General features: G+C 56.3%; 28 protein-coding genes. 15 read left to right on the top strand and 13 right to left on the bottom strand.

Going from position 1 to position 26,801, the window contains the following annotated elements:
• Nucleotides 1-151: 151 nt before the first annotated feature.
• From BLT89_RS09570 to BLT89_RS09590, 5 genes are read right to left on the bottom strand one after another with little or no spacing between them, the layout of a single operon-like run.
• Nucleotides 152-1,357, bottom strand: coding sequence for a cation:proton antiporter (locus BLT89_RS09570; protein WP_197673498.1), 1,206 nt, complete (start codon nt 1,355-1,357; stop codon nt 152-154).
• Between the two features lie 48 nt (nt 1,358-1,405).
• Entirely contained in the window at nt 1,406-1,717 is a 312-nt protein-coding gene (locus tag BLT89_RS09575) for a hypothetical protein (protein ID WP_090194525.1), read from the bottom strand.
• Nucleotides 1,714-2,562, bottom strand: a complete 849-nt coding sequence (locus BLT89_RS09580; protein WP_090194527.1) for an FHA domain-containing protein — start codon at nt 2,560-2,562, stop codon at nt 1,714-1,716. Before BLT89_RS09580 ends, BLT89_RS09575 begins: the two co-directional genes overlap by 4 nt.
• Before the next feature lie 45 nt (nt 2,563-2,607).
• On the bottom strand, nt 2,608-4,200 hold the full coding sequence (locus tag BLT89_RS09585) for a serine/threonine-protein kinase (RefSeq protein WP_090194529.1): 1,593 nt from the start codon (nt 4,198-4,200) through the stop codon (nt 2,608-2,610).
• Nucleotides 4,197-5,006: a PP2C family protein-serine/threonine phosphatase gene (locus tag BLT89_RS09590; protein WP_090194530.1), complete on the bottom strand. Its 810-nt coding sequence runs from the start codon at nt 5,004-5,006 to the stop codon at nt 4,197-4,199. Before BLT89_RS09590 ends, BLT89_RS09585 begins: the two co-directional genes overlap by 4 nt.
• 254 nt (nt 5,007-5,260) lie before the next feature.
• On the opposite strand from BLT89_RS09590, the gene BLT89_RS09595 reads away from it, so the two are divergent.
• Entirely contained in the window at nt 5,261-5,932 is a 672-nt protein-coding gene (locus tag BLT89_RS09595) for a COG3650 family protein (protein ID WP_090194532.1), read from the top strand.
• A gap of 82 nt (nt 5,933-6,014) precedes the next feature.
• Here BLT89_RS09595 and BLT89_RS09600 read toward each other — a convergent pair whose 3' ends face one another.
• The gene (locus BLT89_RS09600) at nt 6,015-6,866 is read right to left on the bottom strand and encodes a mechanosensitive ion channel family protein (RefSeq protein ID WP_090194534.1); all 852 of its coding nucleotides are present in this window, start codon (nt 6,864-6,866) and stop codon (nt 6,015-6,017) included.
• A 166-nt stretch (nt 6,867-7,032) separates the two neighbouring features.
• Here BLT89_RS09600 and BLT89_RS09605 point away from each other — a divergent pair, with 166 nt between their 5' ends.
• Entirely contained in the window at nt 7,033-7,518 is a 486-nt protein-coding gene (locus BLT89_RS09605) for a DUF1499 domain-containing protein (RefSeq protein ID WP_090194536.1), read from the top strand.
• A 111-nt stretch (nt 7,519-7,629) separates the two neighbouring features.
• Here the strand turns inward: BLT89_RS09605 and BLT89_RS09610 are convergent, their stop codons facing one another.
• Nucleotides 7,630-8,637, bottom strand: coding sequence for a zinc-binding alcohol dehydrogenase family protein (locus tag BLT89_RS09610; protein ID WP_090194537.1), 1,008 nt, complete (start codon nt 8,635-8,637; stop codon nt 7,630-7,632).
• 106 nt (nt 8,638-8,743) lie between these two features.
• On the bottom strand, nt 8,744-8,863 hold the full coding sequence (locus BLT89_RS18080) for a putative quinol monooxygenase (RefSeq protein WP_408003040.1): 120 nt from the start codon (nt 8,861-8,863) through the stop codon (nt 8,744-8,746).
• Between the two features lie 98 nt (nt 8,864-8,961).
• Here BLT89_RS18080 and BLT89_RS09615 point away from each other — a divergent pair, with 98 nt between their 5' ends.
• From BLT89_RS09615 to BLT89_RS09625, 3 genes are all read left to right on the top strand, one after another.
• Nucleotides 8,962-9,879, top strand: a complete 918-nt coding sequence (locus tag BLT89_RS09615; protein ID WP_090194539.1) for a LysR family transcriptional regulator — start codon at nt 8,962-8,964, stop codon at nt 9,877-9,879.
• A 1,022-nt stretch (nt 9,880-10,901) separates the two neighbouring features.
• Nucleotides 10,902-12,698 (top strand): hypothetical protein, encoded by a 1,797-nt coding sequence (locus BLT89_RS09620; protein WP_090194541.1) that lies wholly within the window; start codon nt 10,902-10,904, stop codon nt 12,696-12,698.
• Nucleotides 12,699-12,757: 59 nt separating this feature from the next.
• Entirely contained in the window at nt 12,758-13,201 is a 444-nt protein-coding gene (locus BLT89_RS09625; protein WP_090194543.1) for a TM2 domain-containing protein, read from the top strand.
• An 851-nt stretch (nt 13,202-14,052) separates the two neighbouring features.
• Here the strand turns inward: BLT89_RS09625 and BLT89_RS09630 are convergent.
• From BLT89_RS09630 to BLT89_RS17640, 5 genes are all read right to left on the bottom strand, one after another.
• Complete coding sequence (locus BLT89_RS09630; protein WP_090194544.1) at nt 14,053-14,397, bottom strand: hypothetical protein; 345 nt, start codon at nt 14,395-14,397, stop codon at nt 14,053-14,055.
• A 409-nt stretch (nt 14,398-14,806) separates the two neighbouring features.
• Nucleotides 14,807-15,253, bottom strand: coding sequence for an insulinase family protein (locus BLT89_RS18085; RefSeq protein WP_408003041.1), 447 nt, complete (start codon nt 15,251-15,253; stop codon nt 14,807-14,809).
• A gap of 369 nt (nt 15,254-15,622) precedes the next feature.
• Nucleotides 15,623-16,042 carry a hypothetical protein gene (locus BLT89_RS09640; protein WP_090194547.1) on the bottom strand — a complete coding sequence of 140 codons (420 nt, stop codon included), beginning with the start codon at nt 16,040-16,042 and terminating at the stop codon, nt 15,623-15,625.
• Nucleotides 16,043-16,225: 183 nt separating this feature from the next.
• On the bottom strand, nt 16,226-16,678 hold the full coding sequence (locus tag BLT89_RS09645; RefSeq protein ID WP_090194549.1) for a hypothetical protein: 453 nt from the start codon (nt 16,676-16,678) through the stop codon (nt 16,226-16,228).
• Nucleotides 16,679-16,819: 141 nt separating this feature from the next.
• Nucleotides 16,820-17,215, bottom strand: a complete 396-nt coding sequence (locus BLT89_RS17640; RefSeq protein WP_157718835.1) for a hypothetical protein — start codon at nt 17,213-17,215, stop codon at nt 16,820-16,822.
• Between the two features lie 208 nt (nt 17,216-17,423).
• On the opposite strand from BLT89_RS17640, the gene BLT89_RS09655 reads away from it, so the two are divergent.
• From BLT89_RS09655 to BLT89_RS09700, 10 genes are all read left to right on the top strand, one after another.
• The gene (locus BLT89_RS09655; RefSeq protein ID WP_090194553.1) at nt 17,424-17,696 is read left to right on the top strand and encodes a CRISPR-associated endonuclease Cas2; all 273 of its coding nucleotides are present in this window, start codon (nt 17,424-17,426) and stop codon (nt 17,694-17,696) included.
• Between the two features lie 9 nt (nt 17,697-17,705).
• Nucleotides 17,706-18,653, top strand: coding sequence for a CRISPR-associated endonuclease Cas1 (cas1, locus tag BLT89_RS09660; RefSeq protein WP_090194554.1), 948 nt, complete (start codon nt 17,706-17,708; stop codon nt 18,651-18,653).
• Nucleotides 18,650-19,042 (top strand): CRISPR-associated endonuclease Cas2, encoded by a 393-nt coding sequence (locus BLT89_RS09665; RefSeq protein WP_090194557.1) that lies wholly within the window; start codon nt 18,650-18,652, stop codon nt 19,040-19,042. Before cas1 ends, BLT89_RS09665 begins: the two co-directional genes overlap by 4 nt.
• A gap of 233 nt (nt 19,043-19,275) precedes the next feature.
• Entirely contained in the window at nt 19,276-20,469 is a 1,194-nt protein-coding gene (locus BLT89_RS09670; protein ID WP_090194558.1) for a Card1-like endonuclease domain-containing protein, read from the top strand.
• A 224-nt stretch (nt 20,470-20,693) separates the two neighbouring features.
• On the top strand, nt 20,694-20,990 hold the full coding sequence (locus BLT89_RS09675; protein ID WP_157718836.1) for a hypothetical protein: 297 nt from the start codon (nt 20,694-20,696) through the stop codon (nt 20,988-20,990).
• 51 nt (nt 20,991-21,041) lie between these two features.
• A complete protein-coding gene (locus BLT89_RS09680) occupies nt 21,042-21,467 on the top strand; it encodes a PACE efflux transporter (RefSeq protein ID WP_090194561.1) in 426 nt (141 codons plus the stop codon).
• A 185-nt stretch (nt 21,468-21,652) separates the two neighbouring features.
• Nucleotides 21,653-22,573, top strand: coding sequence for a CRISPR system precrRNA processing endoribonuclease RAMP protein Cas6 (gene cas6, locus BLT89_RS09685; RefSeq protein ID WP_157718837.1), 921 nt, complete (start codon nt 21,653-21,655; stop codon nt 22,571-22,573).
• Complete coding sequence (cmr1, locus tag BLT89_RS09690; protein WP_090194565.1) at nt 22,570-23,730, top strand: type III-B CRISPR module RAMP protein Cmr1; 1,161 nt, start codon at nt 22,570-22,572, stop codon at nt 23,728-23,730. Before cas6 ends, cmr1 begins: the two co-directional genes overlap by 4 nt.
• Nucleotides 23,720-25,645, top strand: coding sequence for a type III-B CRISPR-associated protein Cas10/Cmr2 (gene cas10, locus BLT89_RS09695; protein WP_090194567.1), 1,926 nt, complete (start codon nt 23,720-23,722; stop codon nt 25,643-25,645). Before cmr1 ends, cas10 begins: the two co-directional genes overlap by 11 nt.
• Nucleotides 25,642-26,796: a type III-B CRISPR module-associated Cmr3 family protein gene (locus tag BLT89_RS09700; RefSeq protein ID WP_090194568.1), complete on the top strand. Its 1,155-nt coding sequence runs from the start codon at nt 25,642-25,644 to the stop codon at nt 26,794-26,796. Before cas10 ends, BLT89_RS09700 begins: the two co-directional genes overlap by 4 nt.
• The last annotated feature ends 5 nt before the right edge of the window (nt 26,797-26,801 follow it).

Genomic DNA, 26,801 nt, shown 5'->3' on the forward strand with positions numbered 1-26,801 from the left:
ACGGGGCAGTCCCTCAATGGTTAACCACAATTGATAAGAGCCTTTTGCAACGTATTTCGCAAGTATGCTGCAGTATTCGCCGCCCTGATCCAGCCGGGTCAGGCAATTGCTTGCAGGGCAAAACCATCGGCAAGAATAGCGTAAGCGGCAGTCAAGCCCGCCTGCCGGCCCGGCGCGCGGCCATGCGTGCCGCCCAGGGATTGGCGCTTATGCCGTGCAGCAGGACACTCAGCAAGACCGTACAAATAGCCGTAGCCAGCACGCTGCTGGCGGCTTGCAGATTGCTGTCCATGATCATCACCGCAAACACTATGCTGGCCAGCCCGCGCGGGCCGAACCAGCCGATGAACAGCCGGGTTTCGCTATCCAGGCTGGTCCCCAGCAGGCTGATGAATACCGGCAACATGCGGATCAGCGTCAGGCTGAGCACTGCATACAGCCACACCTGCGGGGTAAAGCTGCTCCAGTAAGCCGGCACCACCAGGGCGCCAAACACCAGCCAGGTGATGACCGACAGCAGGCTGGCGAACTCTTCACTGGCCAGTAGCAGAGTGTGCTTCTGCCTGTTCAGCAGGTAGCCACTGAGCAGCCCGCCAACAAAGGCCGCTATAAAGCCGCTGCCGCCCAGCCGCTGGGCCAGGGCAAAGCACAGCAGCGCCAGACCGGGCAAGGTCAGCTGCGACCACATCGGCATTTGCCAATGGTGCCGGTGCGAGAAACGCAACAACTGCCAGGCAATCAGCGCCAGACCAATGCCGACCAGGGCACCGATGCCCAGTTCTTCGCTGATCAGCTCCAGCGCCAGTTGCAGCGGTTCGTGGGTCTGCACCTCGACCAGCAACCCCAGCAGCAACAGCAGCAAAGGCACACAGATACCGTCATTCAGGCCGCTTTCCACATTCAGCCCTTCGCGCACCGGTGCCGGCACCGCAGGGTTGCTCACCACCGCCTTGCCCAGCGCGGCATCGGTCGGCGCCAGAATGGTCGCCAGGATCGCCAGTTCCAGCACCGGCACTTGCGGAAACAGCCAGTAACCGACCAGCCAGCCGGCAACTACGGTGAGCGGCAAGCCGACCAGCAACAGGCGCATGGGCAGCGATTCGTGCTGGCGCAACACGCGCAGGTTGGCATTGGCCGCATCACTGAACAGCACGATCGCCAGTGTCAGCTCGGCCAGAAGCCTGATTCCCTGGGTGTTGATATGCGGTTGCAGTACGCCGATGGCAGCCGGCCCCAGCAGCAGGCCCGCCAGCATGAACATCAGCGGGCCATTGAACAGGCGTGACTCGAAGCGGCCGGCAAAGATGCTGTAGAGCAGCAGAAAGGCGGCAAGCACGGCGAGATTCTGATATAGCAAGGTGCGGTCTCCCGGAGGTACACAATCCAGAGCGCAGGGTAACCCCGGTCAGCTGTCCGCCTGAATAGCCAGCACGCGGCTGGAGGCCACACTGGGATGGGACAACTGTACTGTGCCACTGCGCTGCAGTTCATCCAGAGCCGCAGCCGACACCGGTGCATGCAGCTGCAGGCGCAACAGCAGACAGGGCTCGTCATGCCACTGGGCCACCTGTGGTTCGGCCACATCACACACCAGCGGATGGCTGAAGTCATAGCCACACTGGGAGGCAACCTCGGCCAGCGCAACGTCGTCGTCCGAGACTTCAACTGCCAGGTACAGATCGGCAAACCCCGGCGGTGCAGCTAGCGCGCCCGTCACCGGCTGAGCAACCAGAACGCAACAGCAAAAACCACCAGCAGCACGGCGCCTGTCAGCCCCAGCGGGATGCCCCTGGCTGGCGCGGGCTGCACAGGTGCAGTTGCCGCTGTCTGGGCCCGCGCCGGGTTCGCCGCCGCCACCTGGCTGACTTGTGGTTTGGCTACCGGCCGGGGCAATTTCACCGCCTGCATGAATACCGTGGCATCTTCATTGACAGCCTGTTCGGCCACCTGCACCTTGGGGCCGATCACCAGCAGGCTGACCGAGCCCATCTTCAGCTGATCACCTGCCTGCAACCGGGCTGTAGCCACCTTGGCCTGATTGACCAGCACACCATTGGCCGAGCCGAGATCCTTCATGTGCAGCAAGCCATCCTTGAGGAAGAACTCGCAGTGCCGGCGGGATAATTCGTGATCATTGGCAAAGCACAATTCGCACTGGGTTGAACGGCCGAAGGTCAGCGAAGCCGTGACCGGATACTTGCTGCCCTCATGCTCGCCCTGCAGGACAAACAGGAACCATTGCGCGGCACCCGGCTGCAGCGCCTGGTTGCCGACCTTGATCGGATCGAACACTTCCAGCTGCAGGCTGCCCAGACGAATGACATCCCCCGAGCGCAACTGGTAACGCGAGCTGACGCGTTCCTCGTTGACATAGGTGCCGGTCTGACTGCCGCAGTCACTGATCAGGCACAAGCCTTTTTCCTGGCGGATTTCGGCGTGAAAGGCGCTGATCCCGGCATCCGCCAATGGCAGCGTATTACGCGGGTCCTGACCCAGCGTGAGGCGTTCTTCAGTCAGCCAGATAGGGGCCTGACGAGCATCCTTGAAGTGCAGCTTGAGCATATCCTTTCATCCTCGTGTTCCACCCAGCAAACCGGGCAATCAGGGTCAGTTTCCCCAAATGCTGTTCCAGCCATTCGTCACCTTGTCCAGCAAACTTTCTTCGGCCTTGGGCGCAGGCGCTGCTGCTTTCTGTTGCGCCGCCTGGCGCTTCCTGCTGTCTGTAACCGCAGCTTTGGTCGAGGCCTTCAGTTGCAGATGCTCGCGACGCATCTGCAGCAACTCCGGATTGTCCGGCTGCACCTGCAACCCTGCATCGATCATTTCCAGTGCAACCGGAAAAGCCAGCCGCTGGTAAGCCTGTTTCGCCTTGTCCCGATACAGTTCGGCAATCTGCTGCAAGCCTGTCTGTGCCCGGGCATTATCCGGTTCGAGGAGCAGGACCTGGCGGAAATAGAACACCGCACTGTCATCCTCGGGCAGCAACAGCCGCTGCTCCTGGATGGCGCTTTCGGCACTGCCGATGAAGTTGGCGATGCGCTGGTTTTGCACACGCTGCAAGCCTTCCAGAGCCCGGGCATTGCCGGCATCAAGCTGCAACACCTGCTGGAAATAGTAATCGGCACTATCCTGCTGCGGTTCGACCAACTGGCCTGCCTGCAAACGCTGCTCGGCGTCACCGAGCAACTGGCGAACCTGCAGCTGCTGCTTGAGATACAGCCCGCCCACAGCCACACCAAGCACCAGCAACAAGCCCCAGAGCAATACCCACATCAACCGCCGCAGTGGTCGCTTGGTCGTAGCAGGCCTTTGCGCAGCAGGTGCTGGGTCGGCAGTGACACCAACCCCGGGCACAGCAGCCACCAGCACTGCAGGTTGAATCTGCGTGGCATCCGAGTCGCCAGGTTCGATCTGTGCCAGCGCCGCCAGCAAGGCATTGCAGTCCGGCATCCGCTGCGCAGGGTCCTTGGTCAGCATGCGCTCGAGCAATGACTGGAACATCGCCAGCCGTGGTGGCAATACCGGCACCGGCATCTGTACCTGGTTGAGTACCGTTTGCGTGTAGTTGCTGCCGCGATAGGAATTATGGCCGATGAGCATTTCCAGCAGGATCAGGCCCAGACTGTAGATATCACTGCGCGCATCCAGCCGCTGGCACTGGGTCTGCTCCGGGCTGCTGTAGGCCGGGCTGCCCACTGCCACACCGAAATGCGTCAACTCACTGTCTATCTGGGTGTCTTTGGCAATGCCGAAATCGGTCAGCACTGCAGTGCCATCATTGCGGAAAAGGATGTTCGCCGGTTTGATGTCACGATGAATCAGCCCCTTGGCATGCACCACTGCCAGTGCCCCGGCAATCTGCCGCACGATCGCCAGCGCCCGCTGCGGTTCGAACACCTCGCCCTTGTGCTGCGCCAGATCGCCACCCGGAACAAATTCCATGGCCATGTAGTAACGCCCGTCGGCCAGCCGGTTGATGTCGAAAATGGTGATGATCGACGGATTGTGCAGCGAGGCGACAATGTGGCCTTCCTGAATGAACCGGGTGTTGAAATCCTGATCACCGCTATCGAGCAACACCTTGACCGCCACTTTGCGCTGCAGCGACTGCTGGGTGGCCAGATAGACTTCGGCCATGCCGCCCTTGCCGAGGCGGCCATGCACCGTATAGCCGGGAATTTCGATAAGGTTTTCGGTCATGTTGAAGAATTGCGCCTGTTGCGTTGACGTCGTGGAAAAAGATAGCCGAGCAAGCCGCGTCGGCCAGCCTCGACACTAGGCGGGGGCGCTTCGCAGGCCAGCACGATACAACTGACATTATCCTTGCCGCCACTCTGGTTGGCAGCCCGGATCAGCTGCGAGACCAGGCCATCCAGGGTTTCTGCCGCTGCGCAGCAGGCAAGTATCTGTTCATCACTCAATTCGCCGGTCAGGCCATCGCTGCACAGCAACAGAATCTCGCCTGGCTGCAACTGGCCGGCCAGTACACCGGGCTGCGGTTCATGTCCGGCCTGGCCCAGACACTGGGTAATCACGTTGCGCCGCGGATGCTGACGCGCTTCGGCGCTGGTCATTTCACCGGCATCGACCATCTCCTGCACCCAGCTGTGATCACGACTGAGCGGCTCGATCCGGTCCATGCTGATGCGGTAGGCGCGACTGTCGCCAACCCAGGCCAATGTGAACTGATCACCGGCCAACTGCACCGCCACCAGGGTGGTGCCCATGCCCTGACCAGCAGGATCGCCGTCTGCCGCCGCAAGAATCGCCGCATGCGCCTGCACCACGGCTTCGGGCAAAGCTGTGCCGACCTCGACCTGCTCGCGCAGAACTTCCAGTGCCAGCGCACTGGCTACCTCGCCGCGCTGATGCCCGCCCATGCCATCGGCCACCGCCCACAGGTTCAGCCCTGCACAGCACAGCAGGCTGTCCTCGTTGTGTGCACGGGTCAGACCCGGGTCACTCAGGGCGGCAAAGTGGATATTCGGCGTGGGGGAAATCGACATAAGACAGAAAACAACCAGTTGACCTGTACAGCACCGGAACAGGCGCCTTGGCCTGCATGATGCGATTGTCGTGAAGTATTGACCACATCTGCAGCAAGCTCGCGGGAAATTTTGTTAACCCGTCGAGCAATGCACACACTTTACCCGCCGCCATTCGCCGCCAGCCTGGCTGACAGCCCTGGTATTGCGCCGGGCACACTTGTCGGCGTCGGTGCGACTGGGTAACGTGCCGACTTCATTTGCGGAGTCCAGCCATGTCCACCGTTCGTCCCCTGTTGTTCGCCCTGCTGCCGCTGTTTGGCGGCTGCCAGCTCCTCACCAGCTTCACCGAACAGCCCACACCCGCCGAGCCACGCTTTCAAGGCCAGTTGAGCCAGAGCGGTGACCAGTTGCTGTTCCAGCCCTGCCAGGCAAAGACCCGCTATCAGTTGACCGGTGCGCAGACCGAGCAGTTTGCCGAACAGACAAAGGCACTGCTGGCCGACAATGGCAAACCACTGTTTGCTGACCTGCGCGGCACACCCGAAGCCCTCGACCTGAGCAAGGGTGAAGGGCGCCTGGTAGTCAGCAAGATTTACCGGATTCAGGCTGAAGGCCCGGACTGTAACGACCCGAACTTCAAACGACTGCAGATCCGTGCCCACGGCAACGAGCCGGCCTGGAATCTCAATACCAGCCAACGGGGTATGGTGCTTGAACGCATGGGCCAACCCTCGCTGGCCCTGCCCTACCTGGAAGAGCAGTTGCCCGATGGCAGCACCAGCATCAGCACCGATGCCGACGGCCTCAAGCTGGAACTCTGGCTGACGCCGCAAAGTTGCACCGACAGCATGACCGGCAGCATCGAACACCTGACTGCCGAATTGCGCCTGAATGACGAAGTACTGCACGGCTGTGCCGCCTTCGGCGCCAGGCGCAGCGACTAAAGCAGGTGCTGTTCAACTAGCCCGCTCCGCCTAGCAGCGTCAGCCCGCACCCACAGCGAGCTGGCCTGCATGGGGTCAGGGGTTACTGCTGCATCTGTTCGATGATCAGCTTCTGCGCCGGCATCGGTGCCGGGAACTCCACCGCACCCAGCTCATCCTTCAGCAACCGGTTGGTGTCGAAATACACCTGCCAATAGTCGTCGGTATGACAGTAGGGGCGCACCGCCAGCACCGGACCCACCAGGTTGAATTCGAGGATTTCGACATCCACCGCAGGTTCGGCCATGACGTTGGGTATCGCTGCAATTTTCTCCTTGAGCACGGCAATTGCGGCTTTGTAATCCGCAGCGCCGGAGATCTGCGCGGTCAGATCCACCCGCCGGAAGCTGTTATGGCTGAAGTTCTGGATATTGTCGGAAAACAGCTTGTTGTTGCCGACCAGCGTCAGCACGTTGTCCGGGGTATTGATTGCGGTGGCAAACAGGCCGATCTCCATCACCGTACCGGTGACACCACCGGCACAGATGAAATCGCCGACCTTGAACGGCCGCAACACGATGATGAAACCGCCGGCTGCCAGGTTCGCCAGCAAGCCGGACCAGGCCATGCCGATCGCCAGGCCAACCGCTGCAAGCAGCGCGGCAAAGGTGGTGGTCTGTACGCCGAGGTACCCGAGAATGCCGATCACCAGCAGAATGTTCAGCGTGACGGTGATCACCGAACCGATATAACGCAGCACCGTAGGATCGACACTCTGCTTGCTCAACCCGCTTTGCACCATGCGTACCGCAGCACCAATCAGCCAGCGCCCGACCACCCAGAAAGCCAGCGCGGCAAGAATCTTCACGCCGAAGGTCGTCGCGTACTCCATGACCTTGTTCATCACTAGATTCATATTGTCGACAGAGACGACATTGAGGGTGCTTTCGTCCATGGTGTAATTCCTACGAGTGATTTGAAAGAAAAACTATAGACCAAGGCCACACAGATGAAGGCCCGGCAAGCCTTGTCAGGCCTGGCCGCCCACAACTGCCGTAACTGCAGGGCTACAATCACTGCAGGGCATCCGCATATCCATAAAACTGAGGCAGCGCATCCAGATGAGAAAAACACTGTTTATTTTCCTCGGCATCCTGATCGGCGCTCTGTTGCTGACCCAGTTCGGCGTGCTGAAGGGAACCCCGCCGGATGATCTCGGCGTACACGCACAGCGGCTCAAACCACCCTCGCAGACGCGCAACAGTGTCTCCAGCCAGGCCAGGCTGTACCCCGGACATCCCCAGCTCGACTATGCCGAAATCCAGCCACTGCCACTGAAGAACGGCTCGGCCAGCACCTCCATGACCGCGCTGCTCACTGCTCTGCAGGGCCTGCCCGGCATCAGTGTGGTGGAGCAACAGCCGGACTATATCTACGCGCAGGCACAGACACCCTGGCTGAAGTTCGTCGACGACCTGGAATTCTGGGTCAACCCGCAACTCGGCGTGATTGATGTGCGCAGCGCCAGCCGGCTCGGCCGCGAGGACTTCGGCGTGAACCGGCAACGCATCGAGGCCATTCGCGCTGCCTATCTGGCGCAGCCATGAAGCATGGCCGCTACTGCGAGTAAACTCCAGCGGTAGCGGCAGATTTCACCGCTGAAAAAACCGCGGCTATTGTCCTGCATGCGGGCAACCAACGTTGCCCTGGCAAAGTGCTCAGAACCCTTCCAGGACCAGCTTGCCGCGGGCCTTGCCGCTCTCCACCACCGCGTGGGCGCGGCGCAGGTTTTGCGCATTGATTCGGCCAAAGTGCTCGCCCAGGGTGGTTTTCAATACCCCTTGATCGATCAGCGCTGAAACGCGGTTGAGCAGTTCGTGCTGGGCAAGCATGTCCGGGGTTTCGAACATCGACCGGGCAAACATGAACTCCCAATGCAATGACAGCGACTTGCGCTTCATCGGCTTGACGTCGAGGCTTTGCGGGTCGTCGATCAGGGCCAATTTACCTTGCGGCCGCAGCGCTTCAATCAGCTGCGGATAGTAACTGTCGGTATGCGTCAGGCTGGCGACGTGACTGACCTGGCCCACACCGATCTGTTGCAGTTGTTCAACCAGCGGCTGGCTGTGATCAATCACATGATGGGCACCGAGACCCAGCACCCAGTGACGGGTTTCCGGCCGCGAAGCGCTGCCGATGATGGTCAGCCTGGTCAGTTGCCGTGCCAGTTGCACCAGAATCGAACCAACGCCGCCTGCGGCGCCAATGATCAGCAGACTGTCACCCTCACCACCGCCTTCCACTACTCCCAGCCGATCGAACAGCAGTTCCCAGGCGGTGATCGAGGTCAGCGGCAAGGCCGCGGCGTGGGCCGCGTCGATGGTTTTCGGCTTGTGACCGGCGATACGCTCATCGACCAGATGAAATTCGCTGTAGTTGCCGGGGCGCGTGATGGAGCCGGCGTAGAACACTTCATCACCCGGCTGGAACAGGGTCACCGCACTGCCGGTTTCACGCACGATGCCAACCGCGTCCCAACCCAACACCTTTGGCTCGGTGCTGGCAGTGCCGGCACGGACCTTGGTATCCACCGGATTGACCGCAACAGCAAGCACCTCCACCAGTAAATCGCGAGGGCCCGGCGTGGGTTTGGGCAGTTCCATATCCATCAGCGCACGCGGGTCGTCAATGGGCAGGCCGTGCTGGGTAAAGGCAATCGCTTTCATGGGTAAATCTCCTGGAAATCATCGGGTTAGCTGATCGGGGGCATTTCATTGAGGATGTATCCGGCAAAGCCACCGAGGGTGCCGGATGGCTGTTGTCGCAGTGCTCCTATTGAAGGCAGCCGGCTTCGACGCGGGCAATGGGCATCAGCCTTTCCAGCTCAGTCCTGACCAGATCAATCTGCTCGGGGTTGGCGTGGATGTGGGCGACGATGGTCAGCTTGCTCATGGCTTCGACTCCCTGACTGGGAATGGGAGAACAATAGACCCTTGCGCTAAGCGGATAAACAGACAGAATAAGGAAACACAATCCGGATTTACCGAATAATGCTGCTCAGCAATATCGCCCTGTTCCAACAGATAGTCGAGAAAGGCAGCCTGGCAGCGGCCGGGCGTGAAGCCGGCCTGTCTTCGACCAGTGTGTCCGAACGTCTGGCTGCACTCGAGGCACACTATGGCGTCGTCCTGCTGAACCGCACGACCCGCTCGATCAGCCTGACCGAAGAAGGACGCACCCTGCTCGAGGGTGGCAAACGGGTGTTGGGTGAGATCGAAGACCTCGAATCACGCATCCGTTTTGGCGCAGAAACCCTCTCGGGACCGATCCGCATCAGCGCTCCCAGTGACATCGGGCGCACTGTGGTAGCGGAAGAAACCAACCGCTTTCTGGCAGCTCACCCTGCCATCACTGTCGAGCTGCTGCTTTCGGACGGTTATGTTGATGTGGTGGGCCAGGGTTTTGACCTGGCCGTACGTTTCGGCTCGATTACCGACAGCTCTTTGCGCATCAGAAGTTTGGGACTCAAGCGTCGCGTGGTCTGTGCCGCGCCTGCCTATCTTGCCAGCCACGGCACACCGCAAAAACCTGACGACCTGCATGGGCACAACTGTCTGCTCATGCGCTTCGGCGGCAATCTGGACAATCTCTGGCGCTTCGGCCCGGACCAGCAGCCGCAGTTCGTCACCGTGCGCGGCAACAGGGTGGCCAACGATGGCGCACTGGTACGCCAGTGGTGCCTGGCGGGTTACGGCATCATGCTCAAGTCAGAACTGGATGTCGGCGCGGATCTGCAGAGGGGCAAACTGGTCGAGTTGCTTGCCGAGCATGCACAGCCCGCCACCCCGGTACAAATGCTGTTCCCCCCTGGCCGCGCCCAGCCACGGCGAGTACGCGCACTGGCTGATCGGCTGGCGCTAGCGCTGCAGGGAAATGAGCATTCCAGCGGGCTCGCTGGGCAGACTTGAGGCTTTGGCAGATTTCCGGCGACACCTAGACAACTGGCCGAACCGGAACGAAAAAGCCCCGTAACCTGTTGAGTTACGGGGCTTTTCAAATAATGGCGGGAAGATAGGGATTTGAACCCCTGTATCGTATACACCAGTACGCTGGAGCCCGCTGTATTCCTAGGCTTACTCTGGCGTCTAGGTCCAGAACGGACTGAATAGGCCTCTGTTTCGTCCTAATTTCGTCCTAAAGACTAACATCACGCCCGTCCTAGGTTAGAAGAAGTGCAGTGCACAACTTATGGACTAGGAAGTACCTTTATTGGAGGGGTACCAGCGACAACGTTATGCCTGAGTAATCACATCGTGCTTAGGACAGTGAGTTCTTAAGATGGGCAGCCGCTTTTGGCACGTAGCAACCTTTGGCGACAGGCTGCTACGTGCCAAAATCGGTCGGCGGATACGCTGCCTGATTTCTCCAATCAGGACAAACAAAGGCACACTCAGAAATGGCCTGATCTGGGTGCCGAAATGGCACAGAGATCATCCGCGCTTGAACCCAGAGTGTGTCCTTCAGTGACTATTCTTTGACCTATTATCTAAAACACTGCGATTATTGTATAAGTCTAGGAAGAGTGCTCGCCTGAGTTTAAAATCGGTGTATCGCGCAGCAACTCCCTCTCCATCAGGGCCTTAACATTCAGCCTGGCGAGGTCGAGCCAGGACTGATAACCGGCTGCATAAAGGCACAGTTTGCGCGGCAACTGCCTTGCAAGACGCGAATATACTCATGTATATCTGTCAATCAGGTTAGCCGCTTGCGCTGACTCACCTAACCGAAACGGACGCACTAGGCTTCTTGGTAAACGGACTTGGCCAAATTATTTCCTATAAGTTTCAGCACCCATTACCCCCCTCAATATCCCAAGCCCCTCTCATAGAGAATGAGGGTGCTGTGCTGCAAAAAACATTCCATCGATGAAGAACTCCATTACATCCGTCGCTACAAATTTTAGGCAAAAATTTTAATAACAAGGAAAGTCATGAAGAAAGTAATTACTCTCGGTGCTCTAGTTATAGCCGTATCAGGCTGCGGCAAGAGCGAATTTGCTCTGGACGGTGTAGCTGTATCTGACGGCACGCTCGGCAAGCCTGACGCTACCTACGTTGAGCGTGAAAGCCGAAAGCCGATCACGGGTACTGTTCGTAAAGTCCAGGGCGAAGTTGAATTGCTCAGCTTTAGCGTGGTCGAGGGCGTGGTTGATGGCGAATGGGTCCAGCGAGACGCTAAGGGAAACTTGTATAAAATCGGGACACTATCTGGCGGTAAATTCGTCGGTTCCGAGAAAACCTATTGCACTGGCAGTGACAAGCTCGCAATTGAAGTCGATCACCAATCTGATGTCGTTTCCACTACCGAATATGACTGCGGCACTGGACTTGTTAGGAGGGAGTTTGCAAAGGTTCCAAGTACCAATAAACCCACTGGCACCTTCAAGCAGTATTGCGCTGGCAGCGATCAGCTATCCCAAAAAATCGACTACAAGCCCGACCTAGTTTCAACCGACAAATATGACTGCGCGACAGGCTTAGCTTTGGCTGAGTCCCGCGTGTCGGCTGAGACTGGCAAATTTGTCGGCACTGAAAAAGAATGGGCCGTTGTTGCTGGCAAGCAGGTTCCTACAAAACTGGTCACCTACAGCACTGACGGCAAAGGAACCATCGACGGCGTTGCGGATGAGTTTTATCCAGACGGCTCACTCAAGTCTCATGTGATGTACGTGAATGGCGCAAAGACAGGTGATGAGACTACTTACTCGCTTTACGAAGACGGTACGCACCGCATCAAATCTAAAACTGTTTACGAAGACGGCTTAACTGTCAGCGTAACCAATTACAAAGACACCCTATGGCCTGAAGGCACCATTGAATCATTCGCTCATTATGACGGGCTACACGACTACGGCAGCCCGTATCAAGACTATGTAATCTACTACAACGACAACGAAGTACGTCTCGGCTCTTATCAACCTCGTAAAAAGACTTCGGCCGCTGAAATGGGGGTTTGGACGCGCCTTCAGCAACGCGAGCGAACCGAGCCTTCCGCGCAGTCTCTTGAAGAAATTAAGTTTCTAATCAAATCAAGCAGCGTAGACATCAACTCAATGCGCGGACCACTCGACGTGCCTTTGCTGCGTAATAGTACCTGGCGTTACCGTGATGTTTTGCTTGAGCTTGGCGCTGATCCAAACGATCAAGATGTTCTTGGCCAGACGTACCTGTCCTACTGCATGCGTGAGGGGCTGAATAAGTGCAACATCGAGTTAATGGCACGACTAGTCAATGAAGAAAAGCCAAGCGTTGATAGGTTTGGCAATACGCCTCTAATCCTCTTCTGCCGCAGGGCTGATGATTTTTCGAATGGCTATAGCGGTCGCTACAAGAACCAAGCTCACGCCATGTTTGACGAATTGCTGAAGAAGTCTGATGTTAATGCCGCTAACATGCGCGGTAGAACAGCCTTGCATGAGTGCATGGAAACCGGTTACAGCCGCAACCTCGACATCTATTACGCTAAAGCTCTAATTGCCGCAGGCGCTGACACTACTAAGACGGATGTATCCGGCCTTTTGCCTGTCCAAATGCTATTTGTTAAGAGCTACAGCAGTCTGAATAGCTCTCTTAGCCTTACCGCCAGCCATGAACTTGTCCAGACAGCGGTAGATTTCGGCTACGACTTGAATACGCCCTTTCCGATTTATGACAAAAAATTAAAAGAGATTTTCATGGAATCCGGTAGTGCCGGCCTAGCCATGCAAATCGAAAATCTCGGCGGATAATTCGCCTTCTCATCGACCATGGCGGCATGCCCGCCTGATTAAAAAATGGAGCAGTAAATATGAAAGGTAAAATTCTTGAGTTTAAAGACCAAAGCCGTTCTGGTATTATTTCTGGCGATGATGGAAATAGATATAATTTTGAAATAAAAGAATGGAAATCCGCAGCACTTCCTAAGGCCGGGAATAAGGTCGACTTTTCAGTTAGTGGAGAGTGTGCAGAGGCTATTTATGCTGAACCACTTGTCGCTGGCGGGGCATCTAAAAAGATAGCCGCCGCATTGCTTGCATTTTTCCTTGGCGCCTTTGGCGCGCATAAGTTTTATTTAGGTTACACCAAGCAGGGCGTAATCATGTTGTTGGTATTTTTGTTTGGCTTTATATTGCTAGGTTTACCGTCAATTATTATCGGAATAATAGCATTTATAGAGTTTATTCTTTACCTGGTTAAATCAGATGAGGAGTTTGAGCTAACTTACGTAGTAGGCCGTAAACCTTGGTTCTAGAAAAACTTTAAAATTAACATAGCGGGAAAGCGCTGACTGGCCATCGTTTCGCGATTATGGACTATTCAGCGTTTTGGATTAATTTGTCGATTCTTGTTCTTAACTTTTTCTATTAGCCTAGATTAGGTAGCGCTAAACAACGATACCAAGCACATCTGATTATGTAATAGTTATATATCATGTTGAGCTCACCAGCTTCAGATGACTACGATGATATTTCGGCCCTGCCGGGTTGTTTTTAATAGCAGAAAGTAGGCTACACGATTAACCCTAGTAATCACTATCGCTGGTAAACCGTCAAGCTCCGCGATATAGGCGTCACCTTCGCTACCCAGTGACGAAGATAAAGACCGAATTCCGGAGCAAGCCTTCTCCACAAAGGGCTTCTACATTGACATGCTTGGCACTATCCGCCGGATTAACGAACCCAATCGCCTTGGCTGCAACGAGTTTGAGGTTCAGGCCCGACGTGGTTGCAGCTTGTTCCCCTAAAACTCCCTTAGCGCGGTGATGGCCGGCTTTTCGGCCAAGTACAACGGCATCGAAGCTGCGTGATGATACGTGGGTGCTTAATTACGACGGACAGCACTACTAGGACAATCCTGAACCGCTCAGGAGCTACGGCACTGCGGAGCATAGTCAGAGAGATGGGCGCGGGACGTCCTGCGCAATCGCAACGGCGCCCATAGCCCCCATAATTAGTGCTCACCAGAAGTAGGGGTTAGGCCGCTAGGGCCAGCTTCTGATTGGGGGGGGCATGCCTTATCTTTAATTGCTTGCTCTGCGTTATCGATAGCCACCGTCTTTTCATAGAGAATTTTTAGCACAGTAATATATTACAAATAATTACGTTACCCTTGAATAACCCAGCCATCACTGCCTTTAACAAAATCTAATTTATGAACGCTTTTTTGAACGGTGCCGCGAGACTTCATCTCGATCTCCACATCACACACGTACCCACTTGGCTTGCGCTCAGCACAGCCGAGATTGTTAACGTCAACCAGTTCTGGCGGCGCAACCCCAGTCATTTTAGAAAGAGCCGCTAACGGCTTCATTTCGCGCTCAAAGCCAGCCTTAAATGCTTCGCTGACTTCACTATCTGATGGGCCACCAGAACAGCCGGTAAGCATAAGTGCGGATCCAGTAACTGAGGCCATAATAAAAGCACTTATCAAAGTTTTGCGCATAGACATGTTTCCGACATCCTTTCGTTGTGGGTTTTTTTCGATAACAGTGGGGCCAATTGAAATGGCTCCGATTAATAACTTTGCATAGAAAAAAATGGCAGGAATTTTGCACTTAATTTAACTCGGCTCCGCCTATTAATTAAACGAAGCCGACTTTTCGGCTACCGATGTATTCAATTGGGAAACAGTGCGCTAGATGTCCATCCTTTGTTTATTATTGGGGCTGAATGCAAAGCGCAGGTTAATTCTATCCACTTAGAAGTTCAACCGTATCATCCTGTGTGGCTGAAGCCAATCCGTAAGCTGTGCAGCTGTCGGCATTTTTCAAGGAAGTCTACCTCTCAGCACCGGATACAGTGAGCGCCAGCAGCATATTGAAGCTGTGCATCAAGGTGCACAGCTAAAATTAGTGGTTTTAACCGCAGTAAACCCAGAACAAAGCCCGCGAAAAATTATAAACTAGAACCCTGACCAATTGGTTTTCGGTAGCAAACTTGATTTCCGGTCGACGGCAACATCTGGGTAGTTCCAGCATTGCCGGGAGAGATACCGGATTCCCTGACGCTAACCGCTGCAGTTGTTGCATGCATGGTTGGCATGTTCTCACTTGTATCGCAACCGTCTCGATGAGCGTTTTGACAATGCGCGCGGCCTCAGACTTAGGCCCGGTAATGGTAAACACCGTATTGTCCTGGAGCGTCACTGCATTAAGGCTAATGCCATGGTGACCAAGATTGCTCAGAAGGTCGGTGAGGGTTTTCCCACCCGTTGTGTCTGCAAGCACAAGATGCTCTACGAGATGCGGTATCTGACGCGCTTGGCAGCTATTGGATGTGCCGTAATTTATCTCCGCGCGCAGCACAATGCTTTCGGCGCCGGGAACCTCGACTTCCCTGACAACAATGGCCTGAGAATACTGGGATATAAAACATCCGAAAGCAAGAAACCATCGACCACATACCTACGATTCATGCCTTCACGCCGCCCACAATGCGCAGCAAAAAACACCGCGGCCTATCTTCATCTGACACAAAAGCAAAGGCAGTGTCCTGGCATCGGCACGCGCGAGGCTCGTACAAATAGCGCAATTTACCTTCCCCACCCTATTGACCATCGACACGGCATAGTTGCTGCCGTGCCCATGTATACCACTGAGAAATTAACACCAAGGTTTTGTTCGTGCTGGTTCCTGGCAGACTTGAAGCTCAGCCTGACACGACCGCTGCCAGCATCACTGGCAATGAATCCAGAACAGGTTTGGTCCCGTAACGCTGACGGATATCTCCTGCGCTCCGTTATGAGCAGACCATTGAAGAGCAAACTCAAAAAAGCCTGCGTTATCTGCCTGAACAGGCGCTAATGCTGCGTACTGCATATCGATGACAGAAAACGAAATCAACGCGGTGTCAGCCAGCGCATCCAGGGACACGAGGAAAGTAAGACAATCTTGCGGTCTTGCATTGGCAAAAGCGTGGATCATAGACATGAAGTCTTTGATGCCCATCCTTGCAGTGAAACCGATCGCAAGCTGGCTGGCCATGCGGGGGACAAACCTGTTTTCAGTCGTAGACCAAGCCTTAACGTAAGTGTTACTCGCAAAAGCCAAGTCTTCTTCAAGGTAGCGGGTATCTGTCTCAATATCGTGGATCATAGGCTTTCGGCACCATCTATTGCTGTAACGATTCCAGGCATGCAATACCCACGTTCTATTTATTCGCAGAATCTCTACGCCAAAACCTCAACCACCCTGCGCGCATTGCCTTCCACTGCGTGCGCCCTCCCTGGCGCTGACCTCAGCGTCTCCATCTGAGCCAAAACATGCTGGTGCAAGCAATTAACTTCCTTCCTCAGTTACCTCGAAGAAATCCCAGCCCCCATTCGCTACCTGGCGGTAACGTAAAACCACATTCAAAGGATGATTATTCAACTCATCTGACTTCTTTAAGCTGAGCTCAGCTGCAACACTTCGACGCACTGTCTCCATCGGGTTACCAAACGCCAGAGGCATCGCTTTGGTTTTCTCGACGTAAGCGGAAACCTTGGCGTGCTGCTCGGCGTTAATCGAATACTTACAGGGTGCATGAATAAGCAGGTCGCCGTTAGACACTATCTCGCGCCTGAAGGCATCGCACTCAAGCTGGTTGAGACCTGCCGTTGACTCGAGAATGCTAGCGTTCATGAGCGAATAGACTTCTGCGTCTTTTGGGCCAACCTGCTCTCCACAGGCTGCAACAAGCGCAAATGCCGGCAGACAAATACACTTCAATAAGGTTGTTCTAACTTCCATTTCATCTTCCTTTTCTATGCGTTAACCACTTTGACTAATCACGAAGCACATTGAGAGTACAACGGCATTTGGCCGTGTCAGTACCAAGCAACGGCTCAACTTGCACACCGAATTTACTAGCCCTCTATCTCAGCACTACGCTCAGCCATCCACCGCTTTCCAGTTTTTCGGCAGCTTGCTTAGCCAGCCACAGGTATCGCTGATGCATTGCAGGCCACGCTCATCAACCGCTCGAACAAACACATAGGTGCGCTGACCTTCGCCGGTCAAAATCAGCTTGCCCGGCCGCTCATCCACCTCATAAGGTGTTGAACGAAGCAGCTGCCGATTAGCCAGATTAAAAGTCTGTATAACCGCCTCACCGTCCTCAACCGTCAGCAGCTCCCCGGTTAGCAATCCGCTTCCGGCCGCATAGGACCCATCAAACGCCCCGCCACCGCAGCCCGCCAGCACCGCTGCACTGACCAGTGGTAGAACGTACCGCGCTAATTTCAATCGCATCGCCATATCCCCATTATTAAAAGGTCTGGTGCTCACGGCACCCCGCACGCCTCAGCCAGCAACTGCGGCTGAGTAAGTACGGCAATGATCCGGGGTTATTCGGAAATTATTGGCAAGACAAGCTTGTCCAGCCGGACAGAGTAAAAAACCCAGGCAACCTGATGCTCTTAATTGCACTCAGGACCGGTCAAATGAAGCCAGTATCTGTAATTCGCCTTCAGCCCTTTGGGCAGCAGGGGCAGCCATGAGCCGCCTGTTGATTGGCTACGACATCCATGACAATCGCCGACGCCGGGCCACGCTAAAAGCGTTGCGCGCCCTGACTCCATGCTTTCAGGAGTCCTTCTTTGACTGCGAGCTTGACCGCCATAGGGCAATCGAACTGTGGTTGCGCCTGACGGCTAACCTGCACCCAGAAGAAGACGGCCTGATCTTTGCCTGGCTCGACCCCAGCGTCCAACACGCCCTTGGCCAGCGCTGGACTCTGGGTGGCGACAGCCTGTTACTGGTTATATAGCGAGAACCCATGAGCACCTTGATACTCGACCACCGCGACCTCAGCCTGGACTACGAAAACCATTGCTTGCTGGTACGCCACCCGGACCAACCGCCACGCAGCGTGCCGCTGGCCTCACTTGAACGCATCCTGTGCATGCACAGCGTACAACTGACCAGCCGCCTGCTCGGTCACTGCCAGCAACAGGGCATCGATTTTATCTACCTGAACACCCGCCATAGCGAGTACAGCTTTGCCCTGCATAGCCAGCACCAGCATCAGGCCATACGGCGGACTGCGCAGTACTGTTTAAGCAGTAATGCCTGCCATGCACTACCGCTGGCGCGCCTGCTGATCTGCAGCAAACTGCGGCAAACCCGGCGCCTGCTCAAAACCCAACCCGTCAGCCCCGAGCAAATCAGTTTGACGGCAACACTGGGGCAGCGCTTGCACAGCGCCAGACACGCCGCCGATATGGCCACCCTGCGCGGTGTCGAAGGCCGCGCACAACGCGAGCTGTTCGGTTATTGGCGCCATCAACTCCCTGCAACACTGGGCTTCAGCGGACGTGCCCGGCGGCCACCGCCCGACCCGGTGAATGCCTTGCTCTCACTGACCTACACGCTGGTCTATCACGAAGCCATCCGCCAAAGCCTGGCCCATGGGCTGGATCCGTGGTTGGGGTTCTACCACCAACTGGTGCATGGCCGGCAATCATTGGCCTGCGACCTGATGGAACCATTACGTCCCGCCGTTGAGGGCTGGGTAGTTGAACGCTTTTGCAGCGGTGACTTTGATCTGCGTCACTTCAGCCAGCGCGGCGCGGCCTGCCTGTTTGGCAAAGCCGGACGTGAGCGTTATTACGCGCTGTGGTACCAGCAACAGCCGCAGTGGGCCAAGCTGATTGCGCGGCATGCACGCTGGCTAGCCCGCTACCTGAGTCTGGGCGCTCTGCCCGCAACCGAGGAAGTCGCATGAACAACAGCGCCTGGTACGTCATCAGCTACGACATTCATAACGTACGCCGCTTGACGCGCACCTATCGCCTGCTGCGCCAGCAGGCGCACCCCTTACTGGAATCACTGTTTGTCTTTCAAGGCTCGCCGCAGCAACTGCAACAGTTGCGCCAGCAACTGGCCGAGCGGTTGAATACCCATGAAGATGACTTGTTGATTTACCGTTTGCGTCACGACCGCCCCGTACATCGCTGGGGTACTGCCTGTTTACCCTCAGGCCTGTATGATTTCACCCTTCCGGCACTGATCGAACACCGCGACGAGCGCCTACCCGACGCGCATAACTGGTCAAATTTCACTCAACTCTATGATCAAAAAACGATCAGCCTTTTCGAGCTTTCAATTGGCTGATTTACAAAGGGTTTTTTTCGCACTAGAGTCCAAACGTCTGCCCCGCCTCATAGGGGATTAAGACATGGGGCGTCGTGTGAGAACGCTAATTTTTAAGTCCAAACGTCTGCCCCGCCTCACAGGGGATTAACAACACTGGCACCCGACGACAACAGATGGATCAACTACCGTCGACTTAAGGCAATCCCGGGTTAGTTTAGTGACGCGCCCTCAACCTCTATGTGGTTACACCCATGAACCTGCATATCTGCATCGTCACCGGCCAACCGCTGGCTAACCTTCTCCCGCTGCTGCAGGAGCGCCCAGAGCAAGTCGTGCTGCTGGTATCGAGTGCCATGACCGAGGAGGCCGAGCAATTTCAGGCGACGCTAAAGCAAGCCAAATGGCCGGAACAGGCCATCACCGTTATCCATAATCTGCCCAACAGTGGCTATGAGAACCTGCGGCTATTTGCATTAGAACTTGAAGAGCAGTTGCAAACCCAACATCCTGGTACCCAGCTGCACTTCAACGCTACTGGCGGTAACAAGCTGATGGCGCTGGCGTTCTTTTCCGTGTTCAGCAACCCGCCCCATCGCATTTATTACACCGACACCAACAACCAGTGCCTTGAACAATTGTTCCCCTCCGGCAACGAAACGGTACCGATGCAAAGCGTGCTTGGTCTGGAGCTGATGCTGAAGGCCGCCGGCAAGACAGTGCGCAATCGCCGGGATATTAACGACTCCTGGCGCAGCCAGGCCCAGCAACGCAAACCCCTTAGCCGTTTGCTTGGCGAAAATGCCGAAGCGCTTAACGAACTCATCGGCCGATTCAACTGGCAATTAGGATCCAAGCCCAAGAACCACCATCCGCTGGTACTTAGCCGCAGGCCTGCCGGCTTATGGCAGCAAGCTCTGCAGATGGCCTGTGAGCTCAACCTACTGGACGCCGACGCCACCGACCCCTGCCGTTTTCAACCAAAGAGTGAGCAGGCCTATAGCTACCTGACTGGCGGCTGGCTGGAGGAGTTTGTCTGGCATTGCGCACGAGACCAAGGCGCCGAAGAGGTCGCCATCAGCCTTGAGTTTACCGATGACAGCAACAATGCCGCTGATATCCGCAACGAAATGGATGTCGCCATCTTGCACCACAATCGCTTGCTACTGATTGAGTGCAAGGCTGGACAACTCGGCTCTGATGACCAGAGCGATGCCGACATCATTTACAAGCTCGACAGCCTTGCGGCTCAGGCCGGCGGTGCGCTGGGGCAACGCCTGTTGGTATCGGCACAAGCGCTCAAACATGAAACCAAAAAGGGACGCAAAGTAGATACCAAAGCCCGCGCCGGCGCTCATGACATCATCACCTGTGAAATGAATGAGTTACGCGAACTTAAACATTGGCTACGCCAATGGCTAACCACCGGGCAGCTGAAGCAGCACTGATTATTGCTTTAGAAATGCATCACCCTCTGACTCGCCCCCGGCCTTAAATCCCCCTATTCACATTATCTCTCCAGACACTACCAAGCGCCGGCTACGGCCTTGGTAGTGTCCCTCTGAGCTTGCGCTGACGCGACTCTCAATGGCCGCTGGCCAGACAAGCTTGCGAACGCCTTCTGTTACGCCATCTACCCAGAAAATGGCGCCACTGACAGAGGAGTTCCATTGTGACCTGCATGACCCCCGCCCGCCGTTTTGCCCTCCAGAGCATGTCTATCTGGCTGTTGCTGCAAGTGCTCATGGCTAGCGGTCTGGGCTTGGCCTTCAGCAATTCCAGCTGGCCGCAGCTGCTCTGGTGGCTAGCCAGTTGCGCCAGCGCCCGCCTGCTGTTTGTGCATCTGCAAACACACCACTACCTGCGCCTGGCCGAACTGTTTGGCCTCAGTTACTGCGCCTTTGCCGGTGCGTTTCTGGGTAGCCACCTGCAGAGCTGGGCTTGCCTGCTGCTCAACCTCTTTGGTTGAGCAACACACAGCGATGGCAGAGCAAACTATTTTTCTAAGGGAGTTGTTTTCATGATCCGCAGTTTTCGCGAACGCCTGCTGCAATGTCTTTGTTATGAAGCCATTGGCGTGTGTGCATTCATGCCTCTGGTCTCATTGCTGCTAGACAAACAGGCCGGCGCAGCTTTGTTGTTGCTGCTGCCCCTGTCACTCGCAGCGGTCAGTACAACCGTCCTGTTCAATAGCCTGTTCGATCATCTGGAATACAAGCACTGTGGCCGACTGGCCAGCAATCGACCGCACCGGGTGCGGTTGTTTCATGCCCTGCTTCTGGAGGTGTGCGTTGCCCTGGCTACCGTGCCGCTGATCAAATACCAACTGCACTTGAGCTGGTTGCAGGCTTTGGCAGCCGACGCCGTGTTGATGGTGCTTTATGCGCTGTACGGCTACCTGTTTTTCTGGGCCTACGACCGACTCCGCCCGGCTAGCGGCGCATGAACATTTCACAGCCCGGCAGTGGCGCGGTGCCACAACAGTTTGAAGCGATAGCAACCCGTAATCCCCAGGCAGTTGCCGCAAGCAGGCATTTAATGCACTCTCGCATGCTGATTAGCTGCAGGCCACCGACCCAACGGCTAGCGGCGAATCCACCCTCAGGATGCCTCTCAGCCACAGGACGTGCGATGACACTTGCTGCACTTGCCCCCATGCAGCAACCGCCCATTGAACGCTGGTTGTTGCAGGTCACCCCGCAGACCCCCATTCCCCAATGCGAACAGGCCGGCTCAATGCTGCGCGGCGCCTTTGGCCATGCGTTGAAAGCACTAGCCTGCAAATGCCCGGCCGAACAGCACGCGGCTGATTGTATTTATCAGCAAATCTTCGAGCCCTTGGCACCAGCAGACTGGCCGGTGCGCTATCAGGATTGCCCACCCGCCTTTGTGTTGACACCACCAGCCGCGAAAAACGCGGCGCAGTCGCCACTGAGCATAGCGTTCACCTTACTCGGCCCCAGCCTGCAGCACGCCGAACTGATCTGGTCAGCCTGGCAGTTAGCAGCACATCTAGGCTTGGGTAATGAGCGCATCAGCGCCAGCATCGAACGCCAGCAAATACTCAGCCAGCCGCCAGAAGCGCCGGCCCATGGCCCGCTCACGCTGAACTTTTGCAGCCCACTGCTGATCAAGCGCAAGTTGCCCGGCGCAATGACCAGCAGCCCACTGCAAGCCGATCAATTGGGTGCAGCAGACCTTTTCATCGCCTTGCACCGCCGTTTGCAACTGACCCATCATTTGTACGGCGTACACCTTACGCCACCGCCAGCGCTGCAACACTGGCTAGAGATAGCTGAAGCCTGCGAGGTCGTCACACGCTTAAAACCCGTGCATTTCGCCCGTCGCTCCAACCGCCAACAGCAACGCATGCCACTGTTCGGACTGTGCGGCACGTTGCAGCTGCGTGGACCGCTGGACGCTGATCTGCGCGCGTCACTGGCACTCGCTCAGTGGCTGCATATTGGCGGCAAAACGGCGCTAGGGCTGGGAGCGTTCACGCTGCACGGCACCGACGATTTAACTTTCGTACCAGGAAACCACAGAGCATGAAGTTCAACCTGCCGGTCGAAATCACGGCCGAGTACCTGATTGTCACGCCGATGTTTCTCGGCGGCGCTGACCAGCAAGCCGATGATCAGGTCTTTCGCAATGCCTCGCTCAAGGGCGCCTTGCGTTTTTGGTGGCGCGCCATCAACTGGGGACCCATTCTCTCAGCCGAAAGCGGCAACACCAAAGCCGCGTTGCAAGCGCTTAATAAACGAGAGGGCGAGCTGTTCGGCACGGCTACAGACGCTAGCTGCTCAGGTCAGAGCAAGGTGCAATTGCACACCACGCTGCAAGATTGCTCAGTGCAGCAAGAGGGCCTGAACAAATTAAATTACTTACTAGGCCAGGGTCTTTACCATTTTCGTGATGGCTTACTACGCCCATTCTTATCGGGCGGCCGATTAGAACTAACTGCACGCTTCAAGCCCGGCACTCCACAAACAGATATAGATTCAGTTAGCCAAGCTCTAACCGCGCTAGGTCTATTTGGTGGCCTGGGTAGTCGGGCACGCAAAGGCTTTGGCTCACTGGCCATCCAATGGTTGAACAGTCCTGGCGGCCGTCAAGCATTTACTGGCCTGCCTGCTATCGCGGCATTTATCGCCACTCTGGATTTCACTGCCCCAACCGACGCGCCACTCTCCGCCTTGACTACCGCCAGTCGGCTCGATGCCTCCCTGAGCGGTGCACCCGCACTGAACCTTCTAAGCAAAATCGGCACGGAACTGCAGGAGTACCGTAGCTACGGCAAGAACGGCAAAGTCAACGGCAAGCCAGCGCGCAGGAACTTCATAGAAGATCACGATAATGCCCTTGCAGCTGCGCAGGGCAAGCCGATTGCGCAACTGCCAAAACGCGCTGTATTTGGCCTTCCGCATAACTACCGCTTTTCATCGGGACCGTCCCTGCAGATCAATCCGCAAAATAATGGCCGCCGCGCCTCACCGCTGTTCATCCACATTCATCAGTTCCCTGATGGTCAGTGCGTTGCCATACAAATATTGCTGCCTGGTAACTTCCTGCCTGCAAATACAGCAGTGGAACTCAAAGGCAAAGGGCACCGCCCGAATTTGCTGCGCACCCCGCAGGTTGATTATCAGGTGATACACGAATATCTCGACAACTTTAAGCAAAAGAAAGGACTGCGTGATGGACAGTAAGCAGTACTTCCAGTTCACCCTTGGCCCCGTACAAGGTTTCGTTGCCCAGGCGCGCAGAACACGTGACTTCTGGGCGGGCTCATTCATTCTCTCCTGGCTGTCGGCTACAGCAATGGCCTGTATCGAAAAGCAAGGCGGCAAAGTCGAATTTCCTCAGCCTGATGAAGGCTACATGCGCTGGCTCTATGGCCGCCCGGAAGCAGACGATCTCGCGCCAGCGCAAGGTTGTATCCCTAACCGTTTCAAAGCTCTCACCGCCGAGGTGCCGGCTGCATTCAACCCGCAACTGGTCCAGACGACCATTGACGCAGCCTGGCGCGCCATGGCGGAAAAAGTCTGGCAAGCCGATCTGGCAGCCATTGCCTCGCCCTTGACCCGTGAGATATGGGACCGCCAAATCAACCGCTTCTGGGAGGTAAGCTGGGTAATGTCTGCTGAAGGCCCATCCAACCTGCTGGACCGGCGCAAGAACTGGCGAAGCCAAGTTAGCCCACAAGAGCCGGGCCACAAGTGCATGATGATGGATGGATGGCAGGAGCTTTCCGGCATTACCCGCACCGACCTGGGTGCAGTCAACCGTTTCTGGCAACAGGTGCGTAGACAAGGTAAAAACGGCATGCAAACCGACCTGCGCGAAGGCGAGCACCTGTGTGCGCTGGCCTTTATAAAGCGTCGCTTTGCCAGATACTTCGATCAAGTGCACTTTGCTATGCCAGGCGAACTCGGAACGCTAAGCGGCTGGCCAGTACCGACCGCCGTGCCATCGGTAGCGTTTCTGGCAGCAGCGCCTTGGCTTAGCCAAGTCATCGACAAGGCATCCATTGCGGCTTTCGATGCCTTTCATGCACAGGCGCAGGCACTCAGCCCGGGTTATGCCGAAGCAGCCCATATCTACGGTACTGTGTCTGATATTCGCAGCGTCAAATGCGCGGCTGAAGAACGCGCCGCGGACGGATTCAAACGCCGCTGGGCAGGCATCGATGGGCAACTGTACTTTCCTTCATCGTTGCAGAACCCCAACCTGTTCCCCGATCAGGCTCAGGCCGGAAAAGTACTGAGCGAGCTGAATAAGCTCAAGCAGTCTGCTGGCTTGGCTGCACTGCCCTCCCCCTATTACGCCATCCTACTAATGGACGGTGATCAGCTTGGCAAGCACATGGGCATCGTTGAGCACCAACAATCCATCAGTCAGGCGTTGAACCTGTTTACCAACCAGGCCGGCGATATTGTGCGTGAGCACGATGGCTTTCTCGTCTATGCCGGCGGGGATGATGTCCTGGCCCTGCTGCCGATGGAGCAGGCGCTGCCGGCCGCGGCGGCGCTGCAAGCAAGCTATCGAAAAGCCTTTGCCATCCATGCATCAATGGTCGCCTCGAGCCTTTCCGGTGCTATCGAGTATGTTCACATTCGCACGCCTCTGACCCGGGTATTGCAGGATGCTCACAAGTTGCTTGATGAGGTCGCCAAGGAGGAAACCGGCCGTGATGCCATCGCAGTACGCGTCTGGAAACCTTCCGGCTTGGCCCTGCAGTGGAGCATGCCCTGGAGCAAGGCGCTTGATGCGGATGGTTCCGTGAAAATGGTAGGTCTGGCATCCGCTTTTGCCACTCAGGATGAAGAGGGTTCATTTTCCAACAAGTTCTTCTTTCGCATTGAGCAGATCATCGAGCGCTTTCCCTGCATGCCCGCCGTGCAATTAGGCAAGGTGCTGCTCACTGAATACCTGCATTCCTTTGGCGCCAGAGGCCCACATCTGCCAACCGCAGAACTGGCTGGATTACTCGATCAATGCCAGCGTTGGAAACGCAACCCATCAGGTGTGGTCGAGCCAGCACAAGGCAACAGCATGAATCCTGACGGAGCCTTATTAATGCGCTTCTTGGCAAACAAAGGCCTAGAGAGAGAATCCGCATGAGCCATATAACCTGTCGTTTCGAGCCCTTCGATACCTGGTTCTTCAGGGAGTCGCGCCCACAAGGCAGCATGGGCGCCAGTGAGCTTGGCAGTGTATTTCCGCCACCGGTGGGCACTCTGCTTGGCGCTGTGCGCACGCTGATTGGTGATGCCTGGCATGCCCAAAACGGCACGACCTGGCGGCAACTTGGAGACCTTGATGAGTTGCGCGCGCTTATTGGCGACTCCGATGATCTGGGCGCACTAACTTGTCAGGGCCCCTATCTAAGCCTGGATGGCCAACGCCTGTTTCCGGCACCCGCCAACTTGATGGTCAAAGATGAGGTGTACTTCCTTTTGGGGCTGGGCGAGCCGGTCAACTGCGACCTGGGAACCATTCACTTACCCTCATTTCCGCAAGCCATTGAAGGGCTGGACGATCTTGCCGGCGCTAAACCTGCAGATAATTGCTGGCTGACCAGCGCCGGCTGGAACGCGATTCTCGCCGGGCAAGCCCCTGCGGCGATCCATGTGGTCAAACGCCAGCAACTGGTGAGCGATGAGCCACGTCTGGGTATCGGTCGCGATAATAGTCGCAGTGCTGTTAGCCACGGCATGCTCTACCAGACCAGGCATTTGCGAATGCACGCAGGGGTTGCCATAGAACTTGATCTGATGGGATTGCCAGATGATCTAGCCTTGCCCGGTTCGCAGGTTATCCGTCTGGGCGGCGAAGGTCGCCAGGCCTCTCTGAGCCTTTGTAAAGCCAACCAAAATCTTCCGCCGTCGCCAACCATCAATTCAACACGAATGGCGCTCTATACCCTGTCCCCAACACGTTGTGCTGAAGAACTGCCGGCGGGCATCCCGGCCGGGTTTATCAGGACGAAGGCGAATGGGGTGGATGTATGGGAGGGGGATGTCTGCGGATTAAAACTAAGAATTCTGACCGTAGTCTGCTCCCGTGCCTTGCGTGAAGGGGGCTGGGACATGGCCCGGCATGAGGCACGCCCGGTTACAAGCCTGCTACCGGCAGGCAGCATCCTGTTTGTCGAACTATTGCCTGAGCAAACGGTAAACCCAGACCAACTGTACAGCCTGGCCAACGGAAGCTGTGTGGCCCGAGGGCGCGGACAACTTCTGATCGGGCACATGCCCGCCAGCCTTTTCTAAACAAG

The organism is Pseudomonas pohangensis (assembly GCF_900105995.1).
In the GTDB taxonomy this organism is placed as follows: Bacteria; Pseudomonadota; Gammaproteobacteria; order Pseudomonadales; family Pseudomonadaceae; genus Aquipseudomonas; species Aquipseudomonas pohangensis.